The sequence below is a fragment of the Serratia surfactantfaciens genome (genome assembly GCF_001642805.2).
GTDB lineage: Bacteria > Pseudomonadota > Gammaproteobacteria > Enterobacterales > Enterobacteriaceae > Serratia > Serratia surfactantfaciens.
In genome coordinates this window covers 4000924-4020298 of sequence record NZ_CP016948.1, presented here as the reverse complement: position 1 = coordinate 4020298, position 19375 = coordinate 4000924, and the positions used below count along the sequence as shown (strand labels likewise).

General features: G+C 60.2%; 14 protein-coding genes and 1 riboswitch. Of the genes, 6 read left to right on the top strand and 8 right to left on the bottom strand.

Annotated features, from left to right (window positions below; genetic code table 11):
* Positions 1-19 precede the first annotated feature (19 nt).
* The 4 genes from ATE40_RS18800 to ATE40_RS18785 all read right to left on the bottom strand — a co-directional run bounded on the left by ATE40_RS18800 (position 20) and on the right by ATE40_RS18785 (position 6680).
* Positions 20-1699: a ShlB/FhaC/HecB family hemolysin secretion/activation protein gene (locus ATE40_RS18800; RefSeq protein ID WP_063918657.1), complete on the bottom strand. Its 1680-nt coding sequence runs from the start codon at positions 1697-1699 to the stop codon at positions 20-22.
* Positions 1700-2085: 386 nt separating this feature from the next.
* The gene (gene panS / locus ATE40_RS18795) at positions 2086-3003 is read right to left on the bottom strand and encodes a ketopantoate/pantoate/pantothenate transporter PanS (RefSeq protein WP_063918658.1); all 918 of its coding nucleotides are present in this window, start codon (positions 3001-3003) and stop codon (positions 2086-2088) included.
* Positions 3004-3148: 145 nt separating this feature from the next.
* A complete protein-coding gene (gene lysC, locus ATE40_RS18790) occupies positions 3149-4516 on the bottom strand; it encodes a lysine-sensitive aspartokinase 3 (protein ID WP_063918659.1) in 1368 nt (455 codons plus the stop codon).
* Between the two features lie 108 nt (positions 4517-4624).
* A riboswitch (Lysine riboswitch) is annotated at positions 4625-4819 on the bottom strand.
* Positions 4820-4871: 52 nt separating this feature from the next.
* Positions 4872-6680: a cation:proton antiporter gene (locus tag ATE40_RS18785; protein ID WP_063918660.1), complete on the bottom strand. Its 1809-nt coding sequence runs from the start codon at positions 6678-6680 to the stop codon at positions 4872-4874.
* 229 nt (positions 6681-6909) lie between these two features.
* Between ATE40_RS18785 and pgi the strand changes: the two genes are divergently transcribed.
* Positions 6910-8556, top strand: coding sequence for a glucose-6-phosphate isomerase (gene pgi, locus ATE40_RS18780; protein WP_063918661.1), 1647 nt, complete (start codon positions 6910-6912; stop codon positions 8554-8556).
* Positions 8557-8617: 61 nt separating this feature from the next.
* On the opposite strand, the gene ATE40_RS18775 is transcribed toward pgi, so the two are convergent.
* Positions 8618-10054: a capsule assembly Wzi family protein gene (locus tag ATE40_RS18775; RefSeq protein WP_019453235.1), complete on the bottom strand. Its 1437-nt coding sequence runs from the start codon at positions 10052-10054 to the stop codon at positions 8618-8620.
* Positions 10055-10279: 225 nt separating this feature from the next.
* Between ATE40_RS18775 and psiE the strand changes: the two genes are divergently transcribed.
* Positions 10280-10687, top strand: coding sequence for a phosphate-starvation-inducible protein PsiE (psiE, locus tag ATE40_RS18770; RefSeq protein WP_015379238.1), 408 nt, complete (start codon positions 10280-10282; stop codon positions 10685-10687).
* Between the two features lie 159 nt (positions 10688-10846).
* Here psiE and malG read toward each other — a convergent pair whose 3' ends face one another.
* From malG to malE, 3 genes are read right to left on the bottom strand one after another with little or no spacing between them, the layout of a single operon-like run.
* A complete protein-coding gene (gene malG, locus ATE40_RS18765; RefSeq protein WP_004936696.1) occupies positions 10847-11737 on the bottom strand; it encodes a maltose ABC transporter permease MalG in 891 nt (296 codons plus the stop codon).
* Positions 11738-11748: 11 nt separating this feature from the next.
* The gene (gene malF / locus ATE40_RS18760) at positions 11749-13326 is read right to left on the bottom strand and encodes a maltose ABC transporter permease MalF (RefSeq protein ID WP_063918662.1); all 1578 of its coding nucleotides are present in this window, start codon (positions 13324-13326) and stop codon (positions 11749-11751) included.
* A gap of 57 nt (positions 13327-13383) precedes the next feature.
* Positions 13384-14577 carry a maltose/maltodextrin ABC transporter substrate-binding protein MalE gene (gene malE, locus ATE40_RS18755; RefSeq protein ID WP_019453233.1) on the bottom strand — a complete coding sequence of 398 codons (1194 nt, stop codon included), beginning with the start codon at positions 14575-14577 and terminating at the stop codon, positions 13384-13386.
* A 359-nt stretch (positions 14578-14936) separates the two neighbouring features.
* Between malE and ATE40_RS25050 the strand changes: the two genes are divergently transcribed.
* From ATE40_RS25050 to malM, 4 genes are all read left to right on the top strand, one after another.
* The gene (locus tag ATE40_RS25050) at positions 14937-15908 is read left to right on the top strand and encodes an alpha-amylase family glycosyl hydrolase (RefSeq protein ID WP_043129202.1); all 972 of its coding nucleotides are present in this window, start codon (positions 14937-14939) and stop codon (positions 15906-15908) included.
* The gene (malK, locus tag ATE40_RS18745; RefSeq protein ID WP_063918663.1) at positions 15901-17010 is read left to right on the top strand and encodes a maltose/maltodextrin ABC transporter ATP-binding protein MalK; all 1110 of its coding nucleotides are present in this window, start codon (positions 15901-15903) and stop codon (positions 17008-17010) included. Before ATE40_RS25050 ends, malK begins: the two co-directional genes overlap by 8 nt.
* 29 nt (positions 17011-17039) lie before the next feature.
* Positions 17040-18332, top strand: coding sequence for a maltoporin (locus ATE40_RS18740; protein ID WP_156785443.1), 1293 nt, complete (start codon positions 17040-17042; stop codon positions 18330-18332).
* Positions 18333-18429: 97 nt separating this feature from the next.
* Positions 18430-19329 carry a maltose operon protein MalM gene (gene malM, locus ATE40_RS18735; RefSeq protein WP_063918664.1) on the top strand — a complete coding sequence of 300 codons (900 nt, stop codon included), beginning with the start codon at positions 18430-18432 and terminating at the stop codon, positions 19327-19329.
* Positions 19330-19375 lie beyond the last annotated feature (46 nt).

The following is a 19375-nucleotide window of genomic DNA, read 5'->3' as shown; positions in this document are numbered from 1 at the left end:
GGTCCTGCAAAACTGTTGATTAAAAGGTGTAAGAAAAGCGGGCCAACACCTGAACGGGATCTTCCGGCGTGGCGTGGTTAGACAAAATCCAGCCGCGGCTGACTTCGAGATCGACCAGCGCTCGCTGATAACGCAATGTGGCACCGGTGCTTATACCGGCGCTGCTGCGCCAGCCTGAGTTGTCCTGACGCGGCAGAATGCGGCCGACGTCGGCGCCGAGGCGCGGCGTCAGCGTGGTGGCGCCCAGATTGAAACTGCGAGACAGCGTATTTTGCAGATACCAGCCGTTGTCGCCGGACTGGGTGCTGCGGCTGAAGCCGCGTACGGCGCTGCGATCGGTGAGGCTCAGCCACTCCACGCCGGGCAGCGGGTCACGGCTGTATTGACCGTAGAACAGGTTGTTGAGCTGATAGGTGGCGTCGCCCAGCCTGAGGCGCTGGCTGAGGTTGGCGAACAGCTTGCCCTTGGTGAACTGGCTGTCGAGGTGCACCGAACTCGGGTGGCGGCCGGCCCCCAGCCACGGCATCCCCTGCTCGACGCTGAGGTTGGCGCTGAACACGCCATTGGGCAGAATTTGCAGGTGGCTGGCGCTCAGTTCGGCCAGGGTCAGCGTTGGGCTGCTGACCTCAAGACGCACGCTTTCGAAGTAGTTGTCGATGCGCTTATAGGTCAGCTGGCCGCTCAGGCTGTCTATCTGATCGTGATCGCGATAAAACACGTAGTCGCTGCGCAGCCCGTACTGTTGGGTCTGGCCGTGCAGTTTGACCACGTTGTGCTGCAGCTGCTGGTGGTTCTCATAGGACGAGAAGCTGGCGAACCCGCTAAAGGTGAAGGCGCCGTACGGCAGCGAGTAGAGCAGGGTATAGGCGCGACTGTAGCGGTGAGCCGGGTTTTCCAGCGTGCTGTTGGCGTTCAGGCTGACGAAGTCCGACAGGCCGAACGGGCTGTCCAGCGTGGCGGTGGCGCGCGCCAGCCACTGGCCGGTACTTTTCTGGCCGTAATTATCCGTACCGGCGGTAATCAACCAGGGTTTGGCGTGTTGATTGCGTAAACGAATTACCGAGCCGCCGACCTGGCGGCCGGGTAATATATCCAGCTTGGTGGTATTCGATTGCAAACGATTGGCCTGATCCAATCCCTGGTCGAGTTCGGTTAATTTCAACGGCTTGCCTTCCAGGCCCGGAAATAATAACCGGCTATTGACCCAGCGATCGCCGCCTTCTATTTTTTCGATAAATCCTTCCGTCACGCTTAGCCCCAATTCCCCCTGTGAATTAGGGCGAACAATTTGCACGCGCGCGGTGATATACCCTTTTTGCACATAAAGACGCGTTAATTCGCGGGTCAGGCGATTGATATCGTTACTGCTGATGCAGTTTTCCGGCAGCGCGCTCAGCGCAGATAAATCGCCCGGCGAGAGCAGGGTAATGCCCTGCAGATAAACGCCGGCGATCGGCAGGCACTGCGCGGACTGCGGCAGTGCGGGCGCGGCCGGTTCCGGCTCCGCCAGCAAGCGCTGCTGCTTCAGCTGCTGGTAGCGGCGCTGCTCGATCAAATGATTGACTTCACGCGTGCTGTCTTGCAACGCGCGCCGTGATTCCCCCATCGACATGTCCATCATCATATGGGAGTCCGGCAAGGTTTCGGCGGAAAGGGCCGTGCTGACCAGCAGTGTCAATGCGGTGATTTTTTTTATCATTGTAATCCATTCTGAGAGGCCGCCGGGGCAGCCAGCCCAATCCATGAGGTTAACCACGGGCGGCCGACGGCCGGCCCGAAATAATGAGCGACATGCACATTGCGAGGTATCTTGATTTGCCGCAGCAAATAAGACGGTGGGTATAGATCTAAATAATAATTAGGCTGCTCATTTTTTGGCGGGCAACCCTGGTGACTTAATTAATTAAAAAAAGTAGAACGTCTCTTCCTGTTACCAACATTATCGGCATGGATAGGAAGAATCTGAATTTTTATTTTCCACGGATGATAGGGGATGAAGGGAATTATGACAATCCGACCAGTGGCAAATACGAAATTTCGCAGAGCAGAGTGGGGACGCAAATGTTTGCGTCCCCCACAGGCGGTTTATTTTTTCTTGATAGGGCGGCCGGACCAATAGCCCGCCAGCAGCGAACCGGAGAGATTGTGCCATACCGAGAACAGCGCGCCCGGCAGCGCGGCCAGCGGTGAGAAGTAAATTTTACCCAGCGTGGCCGCCAGCCCGGAGTTCTGCATTCCGACTTCGATCGCCAGCGTGCGGCAGGTGGACTCATCGAAACCGAACAGTTTACCGCCCCAGTAGCCGCTCAGCAGACCGATGCCGTTGTGCAGGATCACCGCGATGATAACGACCAGGCCGACCGAGGCGATGTGGCTTTGACTGCCCGCCACCACCGCGCTGATGATCGCCAGGATGCATACCATAGACAGCGCCGGCAGCAGCGGCTCGATGCGCTTCACCACCTTGGTCAGGGTATGGTGGACGATCAGGCCCAGGCCGATCGGGATCACCACGATCTGCAGGATGCTCAGCAGCATGCCCATGGTATCGACGCTGATCTCGGCGTCGACGTACAGACGGGTCAACAGCGGCGTGGCGAACACGCCCACCAGCGTTGAGACCGCCGAAATGGTCACCGACAGCGCCACGTCGCCCTTGGCCAAATAGATCATCACGTTGGAGGCGGTGCCGCTGGCCACGCTGCCCACCAGCACCATGCCGGCGGACAGATCCGGCGGCATGCGGAACAGCATCGCCAGGATCCAGGCCGCCAGCGGCATGATCAGATAGTGCAGGAAGATGCCGGCTGCCACCGGACCGGGGCGCGCCAGCACCCGTTTAAAGTCATCCAGCCGCAGCGTGACGCCCATGGCGAACATGATCAGCATCAGCAACGGGCTGACGTAGGGGCCGATGCCGGTAAAGGTGGTCGGCGTGTAATAAGCGGCGACGGACAGCAGTATCGCCCACAGGGGGAATAAGCGCGTGAATAGTGCCAGCATGCAGGTTTTCCTTAGCCAGATTGAGAACGGTGGGTGTGGTTGTGTTTTTTATTGCGGGTTCAACATGCTGAACCCCTGCAGGTTTTGAACGGATTTTTTAGACGCAGGGGCGCAGCGTGCTGCGCCCGCAATCAGGGGTAATGACTTATTCGAACAGGTTGTGGTGCAGGGCTCGCACCACCTGCTCGGCTTCTTCGCCCGGCACCAGGAAGCACAGGTTATAGCTGCTGGCGCCGTAGCAGATCATGCGGATATTGAACGGATCGAGCACGCCGAACACCTCTTTGCCGACGCCGCAGGCCCGCGACAGCTGGTTGCCGATGATCGCCACCAGCGCCAGGTTCTCTTCCACTTCCACCCGACACAGCGACGACAGCTCGGTCAGCAGCGAAGTCGTCAGCAGACTGGCGCCGGCGGAGGTGGAGCCGGTGGTGTCCATGGTCAGCGCGATGCTGACTTCCGAGGTGGTGATCAGATCGACGGAGATATTGTGGCGCGCCAGAATGTTGAACACCTCGGCCAGGAAACCGCGTGCGTGCAGCATGTTCAGGCTGTGCAGCGTCAGCAGCGTTTGCTTGCGGCGCAACGCCAGCGCGCGGAACAGCGGCGGATTCTCGGTGGTGTTGCACACCAGCGTGCCGCCGGCCGCCGGATCCTTGCTGGAGCCGACGAACACCGGAATGTCGCTGCGCACCGCCGGCAGCAGGGTGGCCGGATGCAGCACTTTGGCGCCGAAGGTGGCCATTTCCGCCGCCTCTTCGAAACCGATTTTGTCGATGCGCTTGGCCGCCGGCACCACGCGTGGATCGGTGGTGTAGATGCCCGGCACGTCGGTCCAGATATCCACCCGGCCGACGCCGAGCGCTTCGCCGAGCAGCGCGGCGGTATAGTCGCTGCCGCCGCGGCCGAGCGTGGTGGTGCGGCCTTTCGGCTCGCTGCCGATAAAGCCCTGGGTGACCACCAGCGCTTCCTGCAGGCGCGGCAGCAATTGCGCCTGAGCCAGTTCGCTGAGCGCGGCGCTGTCCGGCACGGCGCGGCCGAAGTGATCGTCGGTGCGCATCACTTTACGTACGTCGAACCATTCGGCCTGCACGTTGCGGGCGCGCAGGATTTCAACGAACAGCAGGGTGGACATCAGCTCCCCATGGCTGACCAGCTCATCGGTCAACGCCGTCGAGGTGGCCAGCGACGCGGCCTCCGACAGCATGGCGATGTTTTCCAGCAGGCGGTCGATCTCGTCGCGGATCACCGCCGGCGCCGTGAGGCGATCGAGGATGGCGTACTGGATGCGGCGAATTTCATCAAGCTGGTAGTTGCGCTTGTCGGCCTCGCAACCCTCGGCCAGGGCGACCAACAGGTTGGTGACGCCCGCCGAAGCGGACAACACCACCAGGCGCACCTGTGGGTTGGCCAGCACGACGTCGGCGCTGCGGTTCATGGCTTCAAAGTCGGCGACGCTGGTGCCGCCGAACTTGGCCACCACGGTGGAATTCTGGGGTACTGCTTGGTTCATGTAGAAACCTCGTGTCAGGGATGCCCGTTTGGGGGCACTGTAATTCCATAGCCTTGGCACAAGGGGAGAGCGGTAAACAGGGGGCAGGCGTAGAGGTCAGGCTACGATACACCCAGAAGCGCCCCACCTTGTCGATCGCCCTGTGGGCGATCCCCTGGTGACAACCCAGGGGATTCAGCCCCTGTAGTCGATACGATAATGGCCGGCCATTACCCTACCTCGGCGTCGCTCCCCCTCGGGTGCCGTCAACGGAGAAACGGCTCCTCTGACACTCTACCTGGGCGACGCGCCTCTTCTGGCTTGCGCACCGGGTGCGCAAGTAGGCTGTTAGGAATAGCCGGTTATCGCCATTCTGTCAACGTACAGACGTTGAGGGATTTTCATCTTGTACCAGCGCGATAAGCGTACAGGGCATCGCGGGCGTGGAACCGGCGCCAATCGGTTGTAGAGAACCGTCTTCCTTTTGGCTGAATAACGGAATAACGCCCTGATGTTTCTCCAAATACTCCAGCCAACCGAAATTTTCGTTCAATTTGGTCGCCTTGATGGTGGCGCCTCTGGCGAGCAGGCTGCTCAGGCGGCCGTAGGTGGCTTCTTGATTAAATAAAATTTCATGCCGGCGAAAACGCGAACTTTCCGCGCTGGCGCCGCGTCCTTTCAACGGCGCCCCCGAACGGATGGCGAACACGTGATCCTCGCCGAAGAGGTGACCGAAGTGATAAACCGCCAGCGCGTTTTGGTGGCGATTCGGCGACAGCGCCAGCACCTGGGCGATATTGCTCAGATCGAGATAGTTCTCGGCGTGTTCGGAGTAGGCGTGGCCATAGTAGGCCGGAATGCCTTCCATGCGCGCCTGACGGTAATATTCCCAGCTGCTGTCGGTGACGATCACCGGCACGTTCAGCTTGATCAACGCCTGCGCCAGCATGCGCGCCACGCTGTTGGCGCCGACGATCAGCACGCCGCGCGGTTTCTGCTGTTGCACGCGCAGCCAGCGCGCCATCATGCCGCTGGTCAGGCTTTGCAGCACCACGGTGCCGATGATGATGGCGAACACTACGGTCACCAGCCGGTCGGCGCCTTGATAACCGCTGCGCTGCAGCGTCAGCGCAAACAGCGAGCTGACCGCCGCGGCGACGATACCGCGCGGGGCTATCCAGCACAGCAGCAGCCTATCGCGCCAGTGCAGGGAAGAGCGCCAGGTCGACACCGCGATGCACAGCGGCCGGGCGATGAACTGCACCGCCAGCAGCAGCAGCAGCAGCGGCCACCCCATGTTCCACAGCGCCTGGATGTCGAGCCGCGCCGCCAGAATGATGAACAGCGCCGAGATCAGGATCGCCGACAGCTCCTCTTTGAACGCCAGAATATCGCTGGTGTCCACGTCGCGCATGTTGGCCAGCCAGATGCCCATCACCGTGACGGTCAACAGGCCGGACTCGTCGGCGATGGCGTTGGACACGCCGAAGGCGGTCAGCATAATAGCCAGCACCGCCAGGTTCTGCAGGTAGCGCGGCAGCCAGACGCGACGCAGCGCCAGGCCGAGCAGGTAGCCGAACAGCGCGCCGGCGATAAGCCCGACGGCGGCGGTCACGCCCAGCGTCCAAAACAGGTGGGTATAAGATTCGGCATTCTGCTTCAGCACGATGAACTCGAACACCAGCAGGGTGAAGATGGCACCGACCGGATCGATGACGATCCCTTCCCAGCGCAGCACCTGGTTAATGTTGGCGTTCGGCCGCACCACGCGCATCAGCGGGGCGATCACCGTCGGCCCGGTCACCACCGTCACCGCGCCGATCAGCGCCGCCAGCTCCGGCGGGAAATCCAGCAGCCACCAGCTGGCGAGGCTGATGACCAGAAAGGTGACCAGCATGCCGACGGTGACCAGGTTGCGCACCACGCCGCCGAGGCCGCGTATCTCCTCGAAACGCAGCGTCAGCGCCCCCTCGAACAGGATGATCGCCACCGACAGTGACACCAGCGGAAACAGCAGATCGCCGAACAGCAGATCCGGCTGCACCAGATGCACCGTTGGGCCGAGCACGATGCCGAACAGCAACAGCGGCAAAATGGCCGGCAGGCGCAGCAACCAGGCCAGCCACTGCGCCAGCAGCGACGCCAGACCGATAAGCACCAACATGAGCGGGGCGGATAATTCCATAAGCGAGATCCCTTTCAAATGACGAAATGAGCAACGATGACACAGCCTGATGACAATTCGGCAACCCCGATAACAGGCCGTTAGCCAAAAGTATAGAGTGAAAGCTGAAACGAGGCGGCAATGCGTTGACAGTTAGCGCCTATCGCAAGAAAAGAGATCATAATCACAGTCGAACAGGCTACAATCGGACAAACGCGTCATTTTTATTCTCAAGCCTAAGAGTGTTGCTATGAAAAATATCAATCCTAGTCAAACCGCTGCTTGGCAAGCCCTGCAGCAACATTATGCACAGATGAAAGACGTACGGATCGCCGACCTGTTCGCCCAGGACAGCGATCGTTTCTCCAGGTTCTCCGCGACCTTCAACGACCAAATGTTGGTGGACTATTCCAAGAACCGTATCACGCAGGAAACCCTGGAGAAGCTGCAGGCGCTGGCGAAAGAAACCGATCTGCACGGCGCCATCAAATCGATGTTTGCCGGTGAGAAAATCAACCGCACCGAAGATCGCGCGGTGCTGCACATAGCCCTGCGCAACCGCAGCAACAGCCCGATCCTGGTCGACGGCAAAGACGTGATGCCGGAAGTGAACGCGGTATTGGCCAAGATCAAACAGTTCTGCGCGCGCGTCATCGGCGGCGAGTGGAAAGGCTACACCGGCAAGCCGATCACCGACGTGGTGAACATCGGCATCGGCGGTTCGGATCTCGGCCCTTACATGGTGACCGAAGCGCTGCGCCCGTATAAAAACCACCTGAACATGCACTTCGTCTCCAACGTTGACGGCACCCACATCGCCGAAACGCTGCAGCCGCTGAACCCGGAAACCACGCTGTTCCTGGTGGCCTCCAAAACCTTCACCACCCAGGAAACCATGACCAACGCCCACAGCGCGCGCGACTGGTTCCTGAGCAGCGCCGTCGATCAACAGCACGTGGCCAAGCACTTCGCCGCGCTGTCTACCAACGGCAAAGCGGTGGCTGAGTTCGGCATTGATACCGACAACATGTTCGAGTTCTGGGACTGGGTCGGTGGCCGTTACTCCCTGTGGTCGGCGATCGGTCTGTCGATCGCGCTGTCCATCGGTTATGACAACTTCGAGCAGCTGCTGAGCGGCGCGCACGCCATGGATAAGCACTTCGCCGAGACGCCGGCGGAGAAAAACCTGCCGGTGCTGCTGGCGCTGATCGGCATCTGGTACAACAACTTCTTCGGTGCCGAAACCGAAGCCATTCTGCCGTACGATCAGTACATGCACCGTTTTGCCGCTTACTTCCAGCAGGGCAACATGGAGTCCAACGGCAAGTACGTCGATCGCAACGGCAACCCGGTGGATTACCAGACCGGCCCTATCATCTGGGGCGAGCCGGGCACCAACGGCCAGCACGCGTTCTACCAGCTGATCCACCAGGGCACCAAGCTGGTGCCGTGCGATTTCATCGCGCCGGCCATCAGCCACAACCCGCTGGGTGATCATCACGCCAAACTGCTGTCCAACTTCTTCGCGCAGACCGAAGCGCTGGCGTTCGGCAAATCGCTGGAAGTGGTGGAAGCCGAGTTCGCGGCGCAGGGTAAAACCCCTGAGCAGGTCAAGCATGTGGCGCCGTTCAAAGTGTTTGAAGGCAACCGCCCGACCAACTCGATCCTGCTGCGCGAAATCACGCCGTTCAGCCTGGGCAGCCTGATCGCGCTGTACGAGCACAAGATCTTCACCCAGGGCGCGATCCTGAACATCTTCACCTTCGATCAGTGGGGCGTGGAGCTGGGCAAACAGCTGGCTAACCGTATCCTGCCTGAACTGGCGGGCAGCGAGAAAATCAGCAGCCACGACAGCTCGACCAATGCGCTGATCAACCGCTTCAAGGAATGGCGTTAAGCGCCTGAGTTGAAGCCAATAAAAAACCCGCCGCGGCGGGTTTTTTTACGTCTGCAGAAAATTACAGGTTGATCGGCACTTCGAAGCTGACGCCCGCGCCAACGTCATCGGCGGTGCTGTGATCGTTGTCGGTGTACCACAGGCTGGTGTCGAACTTAACCTGCGACGGGAAGGTGTAACCCCAGCCGACCTGAATGCCCTTCAGCGTATCGGATTTCGGGAATGCCTTGTTGATGCTTTGGCTCAGCGGGTTCACCTTGGCGTATACCAGGCGGGTGCTCCAACGCTGGCTGTCGTCCAACACCAACTCGACGCGGCCGGACAACATCTGGCCGTCGCCGCCCATGGCGTGGCCCAGCGGATAACCTTGTTGGTAATAGCCGCCTTTGTAAACGTAGTGGTTGTACACATAGTTTTTACGGCTCATATCCGAACGGGTGTCTGACCCTTCGATATACCAGTTGATGGTGGTCGGGCCCCATTCCGGGTGGCCTTCCAACCCGAGCAGATAGGTGTTTTGCGACGGCAGATAGCCTGCCTCATCTTCGCCCACCAACTGGCCGTACAGGCTGACCGGCATGCCGATCAACGGCTGCATTTTCAGCTTGAAGTCGAAGCCGGCGAGCTGGTTGCCCGGATCATCACCTCTGCCGGAATCATCATTATCACGGCCGCTAACGCCTTTCCAGAACGAACTCCAGGATTGTGGCCGGCCTTCCCCACCCCACTGCATGACGCGCGATGCGCCCAGCTCCAGGAAATCGGTCGGCATCATGGTGAAGCGGGCGCCGATCAGTTTGGTGTGTGGTACGGAACTGTACTGTGACAGCTGGCCGGCGGTCAGCTGGTATTGCCAGCGGCCGATCCACGACAGCCACGGGGTTTCAAACGGCGATTGATCGGCGCGCTGCAGCATAAAGCCCGCCACCGGGCGTGCGGCGTCGGAACGGATCAGGCTGCCGTCGTAGCCAGGGCCCCACCACTGGGAAACTTCGCCGAAGGAGAGCCACTGGTTCCAGATTTTCACCGCGCCGTAGGAGCCGTTCATATTGAATTTGGAGCCGTCGCTGACGCGCTGGTCGCCTTCCACCGAGCCCTGCAGACGTACGTCCCAGAACTCGCCGTTGGCGCCGGCGCCGATGGTCAGGCGATCGTCGGCGTACTCATTTTGGCCGAAGCCCTGCGGGGTACCGGGTTTGTCGGTTGAAGCGTAACCGCTGACGCGGATGTTGGCTTTCAAGGCATCGACACGGCGCTGCACGCGATCGATGACGTTTTTCTCGGTATTGGTGACCGGCTTGGCCTGCGCGATAACGGAACTGATCTCTTCCTGACTCAGCGGCCAGGTGGACAGGCTGACGTTGATGACGCCACGGTCAGACAGCCAAGCGAGATCGTTACGCAGATCGTTGTCAGGGGTTACCAGGCCGGCGGCGTGGCCGGACAATGCACAGGTAAACAGGCCCGCAGCGACCAGTCCGTTAAGTTTAGCGCGCATAAAGAATTCCCTTGTTAATTCGAGGTTATTGGTTTTATGTAAAGATCTCTGTGACCCATGATAGTTGACATTTCGATTTGCTACAAATCTATAAGCCAGAAACATCTTATTATAACTTTATGAATTAAATGGGGTTTAAAGTGCTTTCGCACGGGGCATGATTTTTAAGACAATGCCTATATTGGCACGGTTGAATCATATTAGCGGTATTCAGAGAGAGGTTTTATGGCAAAAACGTCGCGTTCGATCATGATAGCGAAAGGGCTGCAGCGGGTGCTGAACGTAGGCTTGCTGCTGCTGGCGGCAATTCTGGTGGTGTTTCTGGTCAAGGAGACCATTCACCTGGCGAAGGTGCTCTTTATCAATAGCGAAGAGTCTTCTTCATACCTGTTGATTGAAGGCATCGTGATTTATTTCTTGTACTTTGAATTTATCGCCTTGATCGTCAAGTATTTTGAGTCGGGTTATCATTTCCCGCTGCGCTATTTTATTTATATCGGCATTACCGCGATTATTCGTTTGATTATCGTGGATCACAAGAATCCCATCGATACCCTGATCTACGCCGCGGCGATATTGGTGCTGGTGGTGACGCTCTATCTGGCCAACACCGATCGGCTGAAACGGGAATAGCGGAGATAAAAATGGCGGCCAATGGCCGCCAAAGACACAGGATATAATTACCCGTCGTCTTTCAAGCTACAGCGTTGTTGACTGCACTCGCTAGCTGTAACTTGAAATCCATAGGGTAAAAGATAAGGAAAGACATCCAACGCACTGCAGTGGCACACATTACCCCTTCACGCCGCCGGCCGTCAGGCCGCCCACCAGCCAGCGCTGCGCCAGCAGGAACACGGCGGTAATCGGTATCGCCGACAGCACCGCAGCAGCGGCGAAGTCCCCCCACAGGTAGTTCTGCGGGTTGAGATATTGCTGCATCCCCACCGCCAGCGTGTAGCTGTTCACATCGCGCAGCAGCAGCGACGCCACCGGCACCTCGGTGATGGCGGCGATAAACGACAGAATGAACACCACCGCCAGAATCGGCACCGACAGCGGCAACAGCACCAGACGGAACGCCTGCCACGGCGTGGCGCCGTCCAGCGCCGCCGCCTCTTCCAGCGAATTATCGATGGTTTCGAAATAGCCCTTGATGGTCCAGACGTGCAGCGCGATTCCGCCCATGTAGGCGAAGATCACCCCGCCGTGGGTGTTCAGACCGATAAACGGAATGTACTGTCCCAGGCGATCGAACAGGGCGTACAGCGCCACCAGCGACAGCACCGCCGGGAACATCTGGAAGATCAGCATGCTTTTCAGCAAGGTGCTCTTGCCGCGAAAGCGCATGCGGGCGAAGGCGTAGGCGCAGGTGGTGGACAGCGTCACGATGCCGATCGCGGTGATCGCCGCGATCTTGATGGAGTTCCACAGCCACAGCAGCACCGGGAACGGCGGCGGCGTCACGCTGCCGTCGGCGTGTGTGACGCTGAAGCCGAGCGCCAGCCGCCAGTGATCCCAGGAGAGGGTTTCCGGTATCAGGCTGCCGGTGGCGAAGTTGCCTGAACGCAGCGAGATGGCCACCACCATCAGCAGCGGGAACATGATCAGGGCGATAAAGCACAGCATCAAAATATGGGTGATCCACAGCCGCAGGCGCTGGGATTTGGGTTGAACCATGGCCATCGTTATTCTCCCTAATCGAAGTTCATCTTGCTGGCTTTCAAATTCAGGATCGCCAGCGCGCCTACCAACAGGAAGATCAGCGTGGCGATGGCGGCCGCCAGGCCGAAGTCTTGCCCGCCGCCGCCCTCGAAGGCGATGCGGTAGGTGTAGCTGACCAGCAGATCGGTATAGCCGGCCGGCGTGGTGGTGCCGATCATGTCCGGGCCGCCGTTGGTCAGCAGCTGGATCAGCACGAAGTTGTTAAAGTTGAAGGCGAAGCTGGCGATCATCAGCGGCGTCAGCGGTTTGATCAGCAGCGGGAAGGTGATACGGAAGAAGTTCTGCCACGGGTTGGCGCCGTCCATCGCCGAGGCCTCGTACAGATCGTCCGGGATCGCCTTCAGCAGCCCCATGCACAGGATCATCATGTACGGGTAGCCGAGCCAGGTGTTGACGATCAGGATCATGCTCTTGGCGGTGAGCGGATCGCTGAACCAGGCCGGTTTGATGCCGAACAGATGGCTGAGCATCATGTTGATCTCGCCGAAGCTCTGGTTGAACAAGCCTTTGAAGATCAGGATCGAGATGAACGACGGCACCGCATAGGGCAGGATCAGCAGCACGCGATATATCGCCTTGCCTTTCAGCGCCTCCCACTGCACCACGCAGGCCAACACCATGCCGACCGCTACGGTAAGGATCACCGTCATCACCGAGAACACGATGGTCCAGATGAAGATCGACACGAACGGTTTTTTGATGCCCTCGTCCTGCAGCACCCGCAGGAAGTTTTTCCAGCCGGTGGTGACGGTATAGCCTGGGCTCAGGGTTTCTTGCGCCCAGCTGCCGTCGGCGTTGATCGCCTGATAGAAGCCGATGTCGCCGTTCGGCCGATAGCGCACCTGGGTCTGGTTATTGGTCAGCGTGCTGCCGTCTTTGTCCAGCGCATACAGCGGGCGGGTGCCGGAGAATTGGCGAAGAGAGCTCATGCGCAGTTCACCGCCGTCGGGCAGTTGCGCCACCAGCTGGCTCAGCGCCTGTCGGTTCTGGGTGATCACCCGCAGCGTGGCACTCTCGCCCTGCGGTGCGGCGCTCTGGGTGGTCAATGCCAGGGTTTGCGGTGCAGCGGCGTCGAGGCGGAAAGGCTCGGAAATCAACGGCTGTTCACTGTCCGGCGAGGTTAACTGCAGGCGCCATTGCTGATTTTCCGCCGGGTAGAGGCCGAAGGTGAAGGTTTTGCCGCTCTGGAACTGGCGCTGCATCAGCACCGATTGCGCGCGCTCAAAGGTCAGCTGGTTGGTGCTGCTGTAGTTGGTAAAGGCGATGGCGATGGTGCAGATCAGCGGGAACAGGACGAACAGTCCCATGCCGGCGACGCCGGGATACACATAGCGCCAGGCGTAGGCACGGCGGTTGGCGAAGACGTAAAGTCCGGCGCTGACCAGGATCAGCGTCAGGATAGCGAACAGGTATTCACCCTGTGCATACATCAACACAATCAGGTAGCAGGTCACCAGGCTGAACAGGCCGACTACCAGCCATTTCAGCGCGTCGCTTTGCCACCACTTCGATTTTTTACGCGCAGGCGTCCCGGCGTGAGCGAATTGCATAGGGCGTTCCTTTCTGTGAAGCAATGGCGGGGCACCGTGGCGCCCCGCACGACGTCATTACTTGGTGATACGGGTCTGCACGTCGTCCAGCGCGGCTTTCACCGTCTGACGGCCGCTGACGGCGTTGATCACCGCGCTGCGTTCGGCGTACCAGAAGGCGCTCATCTGCGGGATGTTCGGCATGATTTCCCCGTTTTGCGAGTTCTGCATGGTGGCGGCGATCTTCGGATCTTTAGCCAGCGCCTCCTGATAAGACTTCAGCGCCACCGCGCCCAGCGGCTTGTCTTTGTTGACGTCCGCCAGCCCTTCGTTGGTCAGCAGGTAGTTTTCGAGGAACTCGGTCGCCAGCTCCTTATTCGGGCTGGCGGCGTTGATACCGGCGGTCAACACGCCGACGAACGGTTTGGACGGTTTGCCTTTGAAGGTCGGCAGCAGCGTCACGCCGTAGTTGATTTTGCTCTGTTCGATGTTGTTCCAGGCCCACGGACCGTTGATGGTCATCGCCGTCTGGCCTTTGTTGAACGCAGCTTCGGCGATCGAGTAATCGGTATCGGCGTTGATGTGTTTGTTTTTCACCAGATCGACGATGAACTGCAGACCGGCCTGCGAACCGGCGTTGGCGACGCCGACATCCTTGATGTTGTATTTGCCGTTTTCATACTTGAAGGCATAACCGCCGTCGGCGGCGATGATAGGCCAGGTGAAATAGGGTTCCTGCAGGTTCCACATGATGGCGCTTTTGCCGCTGGCGCGCAGCTGTTTGTCCAGCGCCGGGATCTCTTCCCAGGTCTTCGGCGGCTGTTTGACCAGGTCTTTGTTGTAAATCAGCGACAGCGCCTCGACGGCTATCGGATAGCCGATCAGCTTGCCGTCGTAACGCACGGCGTCCCAGGTGAACGGAAACAGCTTGTCCTGGAAGGCTTTGGACGGGTGGATTTCGGCCAGCAGGCCGGACTGCGCATAGCCGCCAAAGCGATCGTGGGCCCAGAAGATGATGTCCGGGCCGTCGCCGGTGGCGGCCACCTGCGGGTATTTTTCTTCCAGCTTGTCCGGATGCTCGACGGTGACCTTGATGCCGGTGTCTTTTTCGAATTTCTTGCCGACTTCGGCCAGGCCGTTATAGCCCTTGTCGCCGTTGATCCAGATAACCAGTTTGCCTTCCTCAATCTTGGCGAAGGCGGAAGAAGAGAGCACCAGGGTGGCCAGTGCCGAGAGCGCCAGCGTGCGGGCGAGGGTAATGCTGCGAGTCATAATCCAGTCCTTCTTTTTGTGGGCACATAAATCAAGGAGAGACGTTTCGCGATCATAGTGGGTCACAACGCGACATATTCTCATCCTCCCCCCCTCTACGCCCCTGAGATGAGGAGTGTGATCCAGTTAACGTTGCGCTCTATTCTGTGGCGTCAGGCACAAAATAGGGGGGCGATTTTTGCCAGCTTGATCACAGATTTGCCCTCGGCGCGGAACTTCTCATCGCTGCGGTCGTTCTCTCATCCTCCCGTCTCCTCCCCCATGAAAAATCCTGTTACGGATGATTACCCTTTCCGGCGACTCCCGCACTATCGGCCCCATTGATTTTCAACGCCACGCGCAGCAGGGATACCGGATTTATGTCACCAATGCCTATCGCCACTCAGCCCACCCTGTACCGGATCCATCCGGCCAGTTTCCGTGACGGAAACGGGGACGGTGTGGGTGACGCGCACGGCATGCTGGCGGCGCTGCCCTACCTGAAAGCGCTGTCTATCGACGGTCTGTTGCTGCCGCAGATGCTGGCACCGGAGGTCGAGGCGGCGGTGACGGGCGAAGGGCTGACGCTGTGGTATGGCGATGAAGCCAACCGCGTTTGCAATGCCGTCGCGCCGCAGCGGCTCGCCCACGGCGCGCTGGCGCTGGACGTGATGCCGTTCAGCGCGGAGAAGCTGGTGGCGGTGCTGCACGCCCGCCGCGCGACGCTGGCGGACAGCCTGTGGAGCACCGGCGACGCCGATCAGCCACGGGTGGTGAGCCGCTGGGGGCAGGGCGACCTGCGTTCCGCTACCGCTTTTCTCACCCTGTTGGCGATGTTGCCGGCGCCGATCTGCCTGTATCAGGGCGAAGAGCTGGGGCTGCCGCACGCCGCCGGCCTGCAGGATCCGCGCGGTGCGCAAACGCCGATGCCGTGGCATGAAGCCCCCGAACAGGTCACCGCCGGCGAAATCAGCTGGTATCAGCAGGTGGCGATCGAACACCGCGAGCTGGCCATCAGCCGCCAACAGCACGATAGCCATTCCACCTTACGTTACTGCCAGGCGCTGCTGGCCCTGCGCCGTTCGCCGCTGTTCCAGCGCGGCGAGCTGAACGCGATCAGCCAGCGGGATGGCGTGGTGCGCTTACTTATTACCCATCAGGATCAATGCCTTGAAGCGCTGATAAACCTGCAGCCTTATACTCAGGCGGCCGCGCCGTCTGAGGCGACCTTGCCGTTGGCATGGCAGCACGGCGCGCAGCAAGAGGGTCATCAATGGGTTTTGGCGGGCTTTGCCTCCGCCATTTTCACACGACATGTTAACTGCGAAAGCAGGGGAGTAACGCATGGCTAGCGTCACACTGCGCAGCGTTTATAAGGCCTTCGGTGAGGCCGTGATTTCCAAAGACGTCAATCTGACCATCGACGACGGCGAGTTTGTGGTGTTTGTCGGGCCGTCGGGCTGCGGCAAATCGACGCTGCTGCGCATGATCGCCGGGCTGGAGGACATCACCTCCGGCGATCTGCTGATCGGCGACCAACGCATGAATGAGGTGCCGCCTTCCGAGCGCGGCATCGGCATGGTGTTCCAGTCCTACGCGCTGTATCCGCACCTGTCGGTGGCGGACAACATGTCGTTCGGCCTGAAGTTGGCCGGCGCCAGGAAAGCGGAGATCAATCAACGGGTGAATCAGGTTTCCGAGGTGCTGCAGCTGGCGCACCTGCTCGATCGGCGGCCGAAGGCGCTGTCCGGCGGGCAGCGCCAGCGCGTGGCGATCGGTCGCACCTTGGTGGCCGAGCCGGACGTGTTCCTGCTCGACGAGCCGCTGTCCAACCTCGACGCCGCGCTGCGGGTGCAGATGCGCATCGAGATCTCCCGCCTGCACAAGCGCCTGCAGCGCACCATGATTTACGTCACCCACGATCAGGTCGAAGCGATGACGCTGGCCGACAAGATCGTGGTGCTCGACGCCGGGCGCGTGGCGCAGGTCGGCAAGCCGTTGGAACTGTACCACTATCCGGCCAACCGCTTCGTCGCCGGGTTTATCGGCTCGCCGAAGATGAACTTCCTGCCGGTCAAGGTGACCGCAGCGGAATCACGGCAGGTGCAGGTTGAACTGCCCAACCGTCAGCTGGTGTGGCTGCCGGTGGAGGGCGCGGGCGTTCAGCCCGGCGCCAACCTGTCACTGGGCATTCGCCCCGAACATCTGCTGCCCGGTGAAGCCTCTGAAGTGCGGCTTACCGGCGACGTACAGGTGGTGGAGCAGCTCGGCAACGAGACGCAAATCCACATCCAAATCCCGGCCATCCGTCAAAACCTGGTGTACCGCCAGAACGACGTGGTGCTGGTAGAAGAAGGTGCCACATTCGCCATCGGCCTGCCGCCTCACCGTTGCCACCTGTTCCGTGAAGACGGTACGGCATGTAAACGGCTGCACCAGGAGCCGGGCGTTTAAAGCATCAAAGTCGGTATAACAGGAGAATAATGATGACTACTCTGCGCAAACTTCCTCTGGCACTGGCTGTCGCCGCCGGTGTTCTCTCCACCCAGGCGCTGGCCGTGGATTTCCACGGTTACGCCCGTTCCGGCATCGGCTGGACCGGCAGCGGCGGTGAGCAACAGTGCTTCAAGGCCACCGGCGCCGCGAGCAAGTACCGTCTCGGCAACGAATGCGAAACCTACGCCGAACTGAAACTGGGGCAGGAAGTGTGGAAAGAAGGCGACAAGAGCTTCTATTTCGACACCAACCTGGCCTATTCGGTCTCGCAGCGTTCCGACTGGGAAGACGTGACCCCGGGCTTCCGCGAAGTCAACGTGCAGGGTAAAAACCTGATCGATTGGCTGCCAGGCTCCACGCTGTGGGCCGGTAAGCGCTTCTATCAGCGTCATGACGTTCACATGATCGACTTCTATTACTGGGATATCTCCGGCCCGGGCGCCGGTCTGGAAAATATCGATCTGGGCTTCGGCAAGCTGTCCGCTGCCGTGACCCGCAACTCCGAATCCGGCGGCTCTTACGGCTACCTGGATAACGAATGGAAACAGCGTCCGACCGTCAACGATACCTTCGACCTGCGCCTGGCCGGGCTGGAGCTGAACCCGGGCGGCACCCTGGAGCTGGGCGTGGACTACGGCCGCGCTAATGCGCAGGACCATTACCACCTGGCCGACGGCGCCAGCAAAGACGGCTGGATGTTCACTGCGGAACACACGCAGAGCATTCTGAATGGCTACAACAAATTCGTGGTGCAGTACGCCACCGACTCGATGACCTCGCAGAACAACGGCCGCAACGAAGGCGCCACCATCGATAACAACGGCAAGATGATCCGCGTGCTGGATCACGGCGCCATCGACTTCAACGATCAATGGGCGCTGATGTACGTCGCCATGTTCCAGGATATTGACCGCGACAACAATAACGGCACCACCTGGTACACCGTGGGCGTGCGCCCGATGTACAAATGGACGCCGATCATGAGCACCCTGCTGGAAGCCGGCTACGACAACGTTAAATCCCAGCGCACCGGCGATCGCAACGGGCAGTACAAAGTGACCCTGGCGCAGCAGTGGCAGGCGGGCAACAGCATCTGGTCGCGTCCGGCCATCCGCCTGTTCGCCACCTACGCCAAGTGGGATGAGAAATGGGGTTACGCCACCAGTGACGATACCGGGTATAACGCCGGCACCGCTTACAACGACACCAGCATGCATACCTTCAGCCGCGGCAAGGATGACGAAGTCACCTTCGGCGCCCAGATGGAAATTTGGTGGTAACGACAGGATGGGGAGGGCCGCAGGCTCTCCCCCAACCGCATTCGCCGCAGCCGGATCTCTTGCCTGATCCTTCGCGGCGCTGAAAGAGGCTATAACGATGAAAAAGAATCTGCTGTCACTCTGCCTGTCGCTGGCGCTGACCGTCGGTGCGCCTTTGGCGGCCAACGCCGATACGCCGGCCAATGTCTCCGTCGCGCCGGCCATCAGCGCCGCCACGCTGCAAAGCCTGCCGTGGCAGCCGCTGCAGCCGCCGGTGTCGCAAGAGGTGAAGCTCGACGCCGTCAGCCCGCAGCTCAATCAGGGCGAGATTCAGGGGGCGATCGCCGCCTATACGCTGCCGGCCGATCGCGGTTCGCTGGAAGTGACGCTGAGCAGCCTCGCCAAAAACAATTCGCTGTACGCGCCGAGCGTGCTGGTGCTGGACGAGCATCTGCGCCCGGCGGCGTATTACCCGAGCAGCTACTTCCCGTATCAGCCGCCGGGGGCGATGTCCTCCGATCGTCTCGAAGGCACGCTGAAACTGACGCCGGCGCTCGGTCAAAAACAGATTTACCTGCTGGTGTACACCACCCGCCAGGATTTGGCGAAGACCACGCAGCTGACCAACCCGGCCAAGGCCTACGCGCAGGGCGTGGGCAACGCGGTGCCGGATATCCCGGATCCGATCGCCGGCCATGCGACGACCGGCACGCTGAAGCTCAAAGTGACCGCCGAACAGGGCACCGGCAACGTGATGATTGGCATGCTGCAGCCTGCGCCGACCGTGGCGCCGGTGGTGGTGGGGTCGAACGCCCCGGCCGCCGCGCCAGCACCGACCCCGGAGAAACCGGCGGAGCCGATGCTCAACGATACCGAAAGCTACTTCAATAACGGCATCAAACAGGCGGTGAAGGCGGGCGATATCGACAAGGCGCTGAAGCTGATGAATGAGGCCGAAAAGCTGGGCTCGACCACCGCGCGTAAAACCTTTATCAGCAGCGTTAAAGGCAAGGGGTAACACCCGGCGCTGCGGATGCTGGCTCGATGATTGGTGTGCCTTGGCG

Coding starts and splice junctions, on each gene's coding strand:
- ATE40_RS18800 (WP_063918657.1), bottom strand. CDS start 1,699: ATGATAAAAAAAATCACCGCATTGACACTGCTGGTCAGCACGGCCCTT.
- panS (WP_063918658.1), bottom strand. CDS start 3,003: ATGCTGGCACTATTCACGCGCTTATTCCCCCTGTGGGCGATACTGCTG.
- lysC (WP_063918659.1), bottom strand. CDS start 4,516: ATGAACCAAGCAGTACCCCAGAATTCCACCGTGGTGGCCAAGTTCGGC.
- ATE40_RS18785 (WP_063918660.1), bottom strand. CDS start 6,680: ATGGAATTATCCGCCCCGCTCATGTTGGTGCTTATCGGTCTGGCGTCG.
- pgi (WP_063918661.1), top strand. CDS start 6,910: ATGAAAAATATCAATCCTAGTCAAACCGCTGCTTGGCAAGCCCTGCAG.
- ATE40_RS18775 (WP_019453235.1), bottom strand. CDS start 10,054: ATGCGCGCTAAACTTAACGGACTGGTCGCTGCGGGCCTGTTTACCTGT.
- psiE (WP_015379238.1), top strand. CDS start 10,280: ATGGCAAAAACGTCGCGTTCGATCATGATAGCGAAAGGGCTGCAGCGG.
- malG (WP_004936696.1), bottom strand. CDS start 11,737: ATGGCCATGGTTCAACCCAAATCCCAGCGCCTGCGGCTGTGGATCACC.
- malF (WP_063918662.1), bottom strand. CDS start 13,326: ATGCAATTCGCTCACGCCGGGACGCCTGCGCGTAAAAAATCGAAGTGG.
- malE (WP_019453233.1), bottom strand. CDS start 14,577: ATGACTCGCAGCATTACCCTCGCCCGCACGCTGGCGCTCTCGGCACTG.
- ATE40_RS25050 (WP_043129202.1), top strand. CDS start 14,937: ATGTCACCAATGCCTATCGCCACTCAGCCCACCCTGTACCGGATCCAT.
- malK (WP_063918663.1), top strand. CDS start 15,901: ATGGCTAGCGTCACACTGCGCAGCGTTTATAAGGCCTTCGGTGAGGCC.
- ATE40_RS18740 (WP_156785443.1), top strand. CDS start 17,040: ATGATGACTACTCTGCGCAAACTTCCTCTGGCACTGGCTGTCGCCGCC.
- malM (WP_063918664.1), top strand. CDS start 18,430: ATGAAAAAGAATCTGCTGTCACTCTGCCTGTCGCTGGCGCTGACCGTC.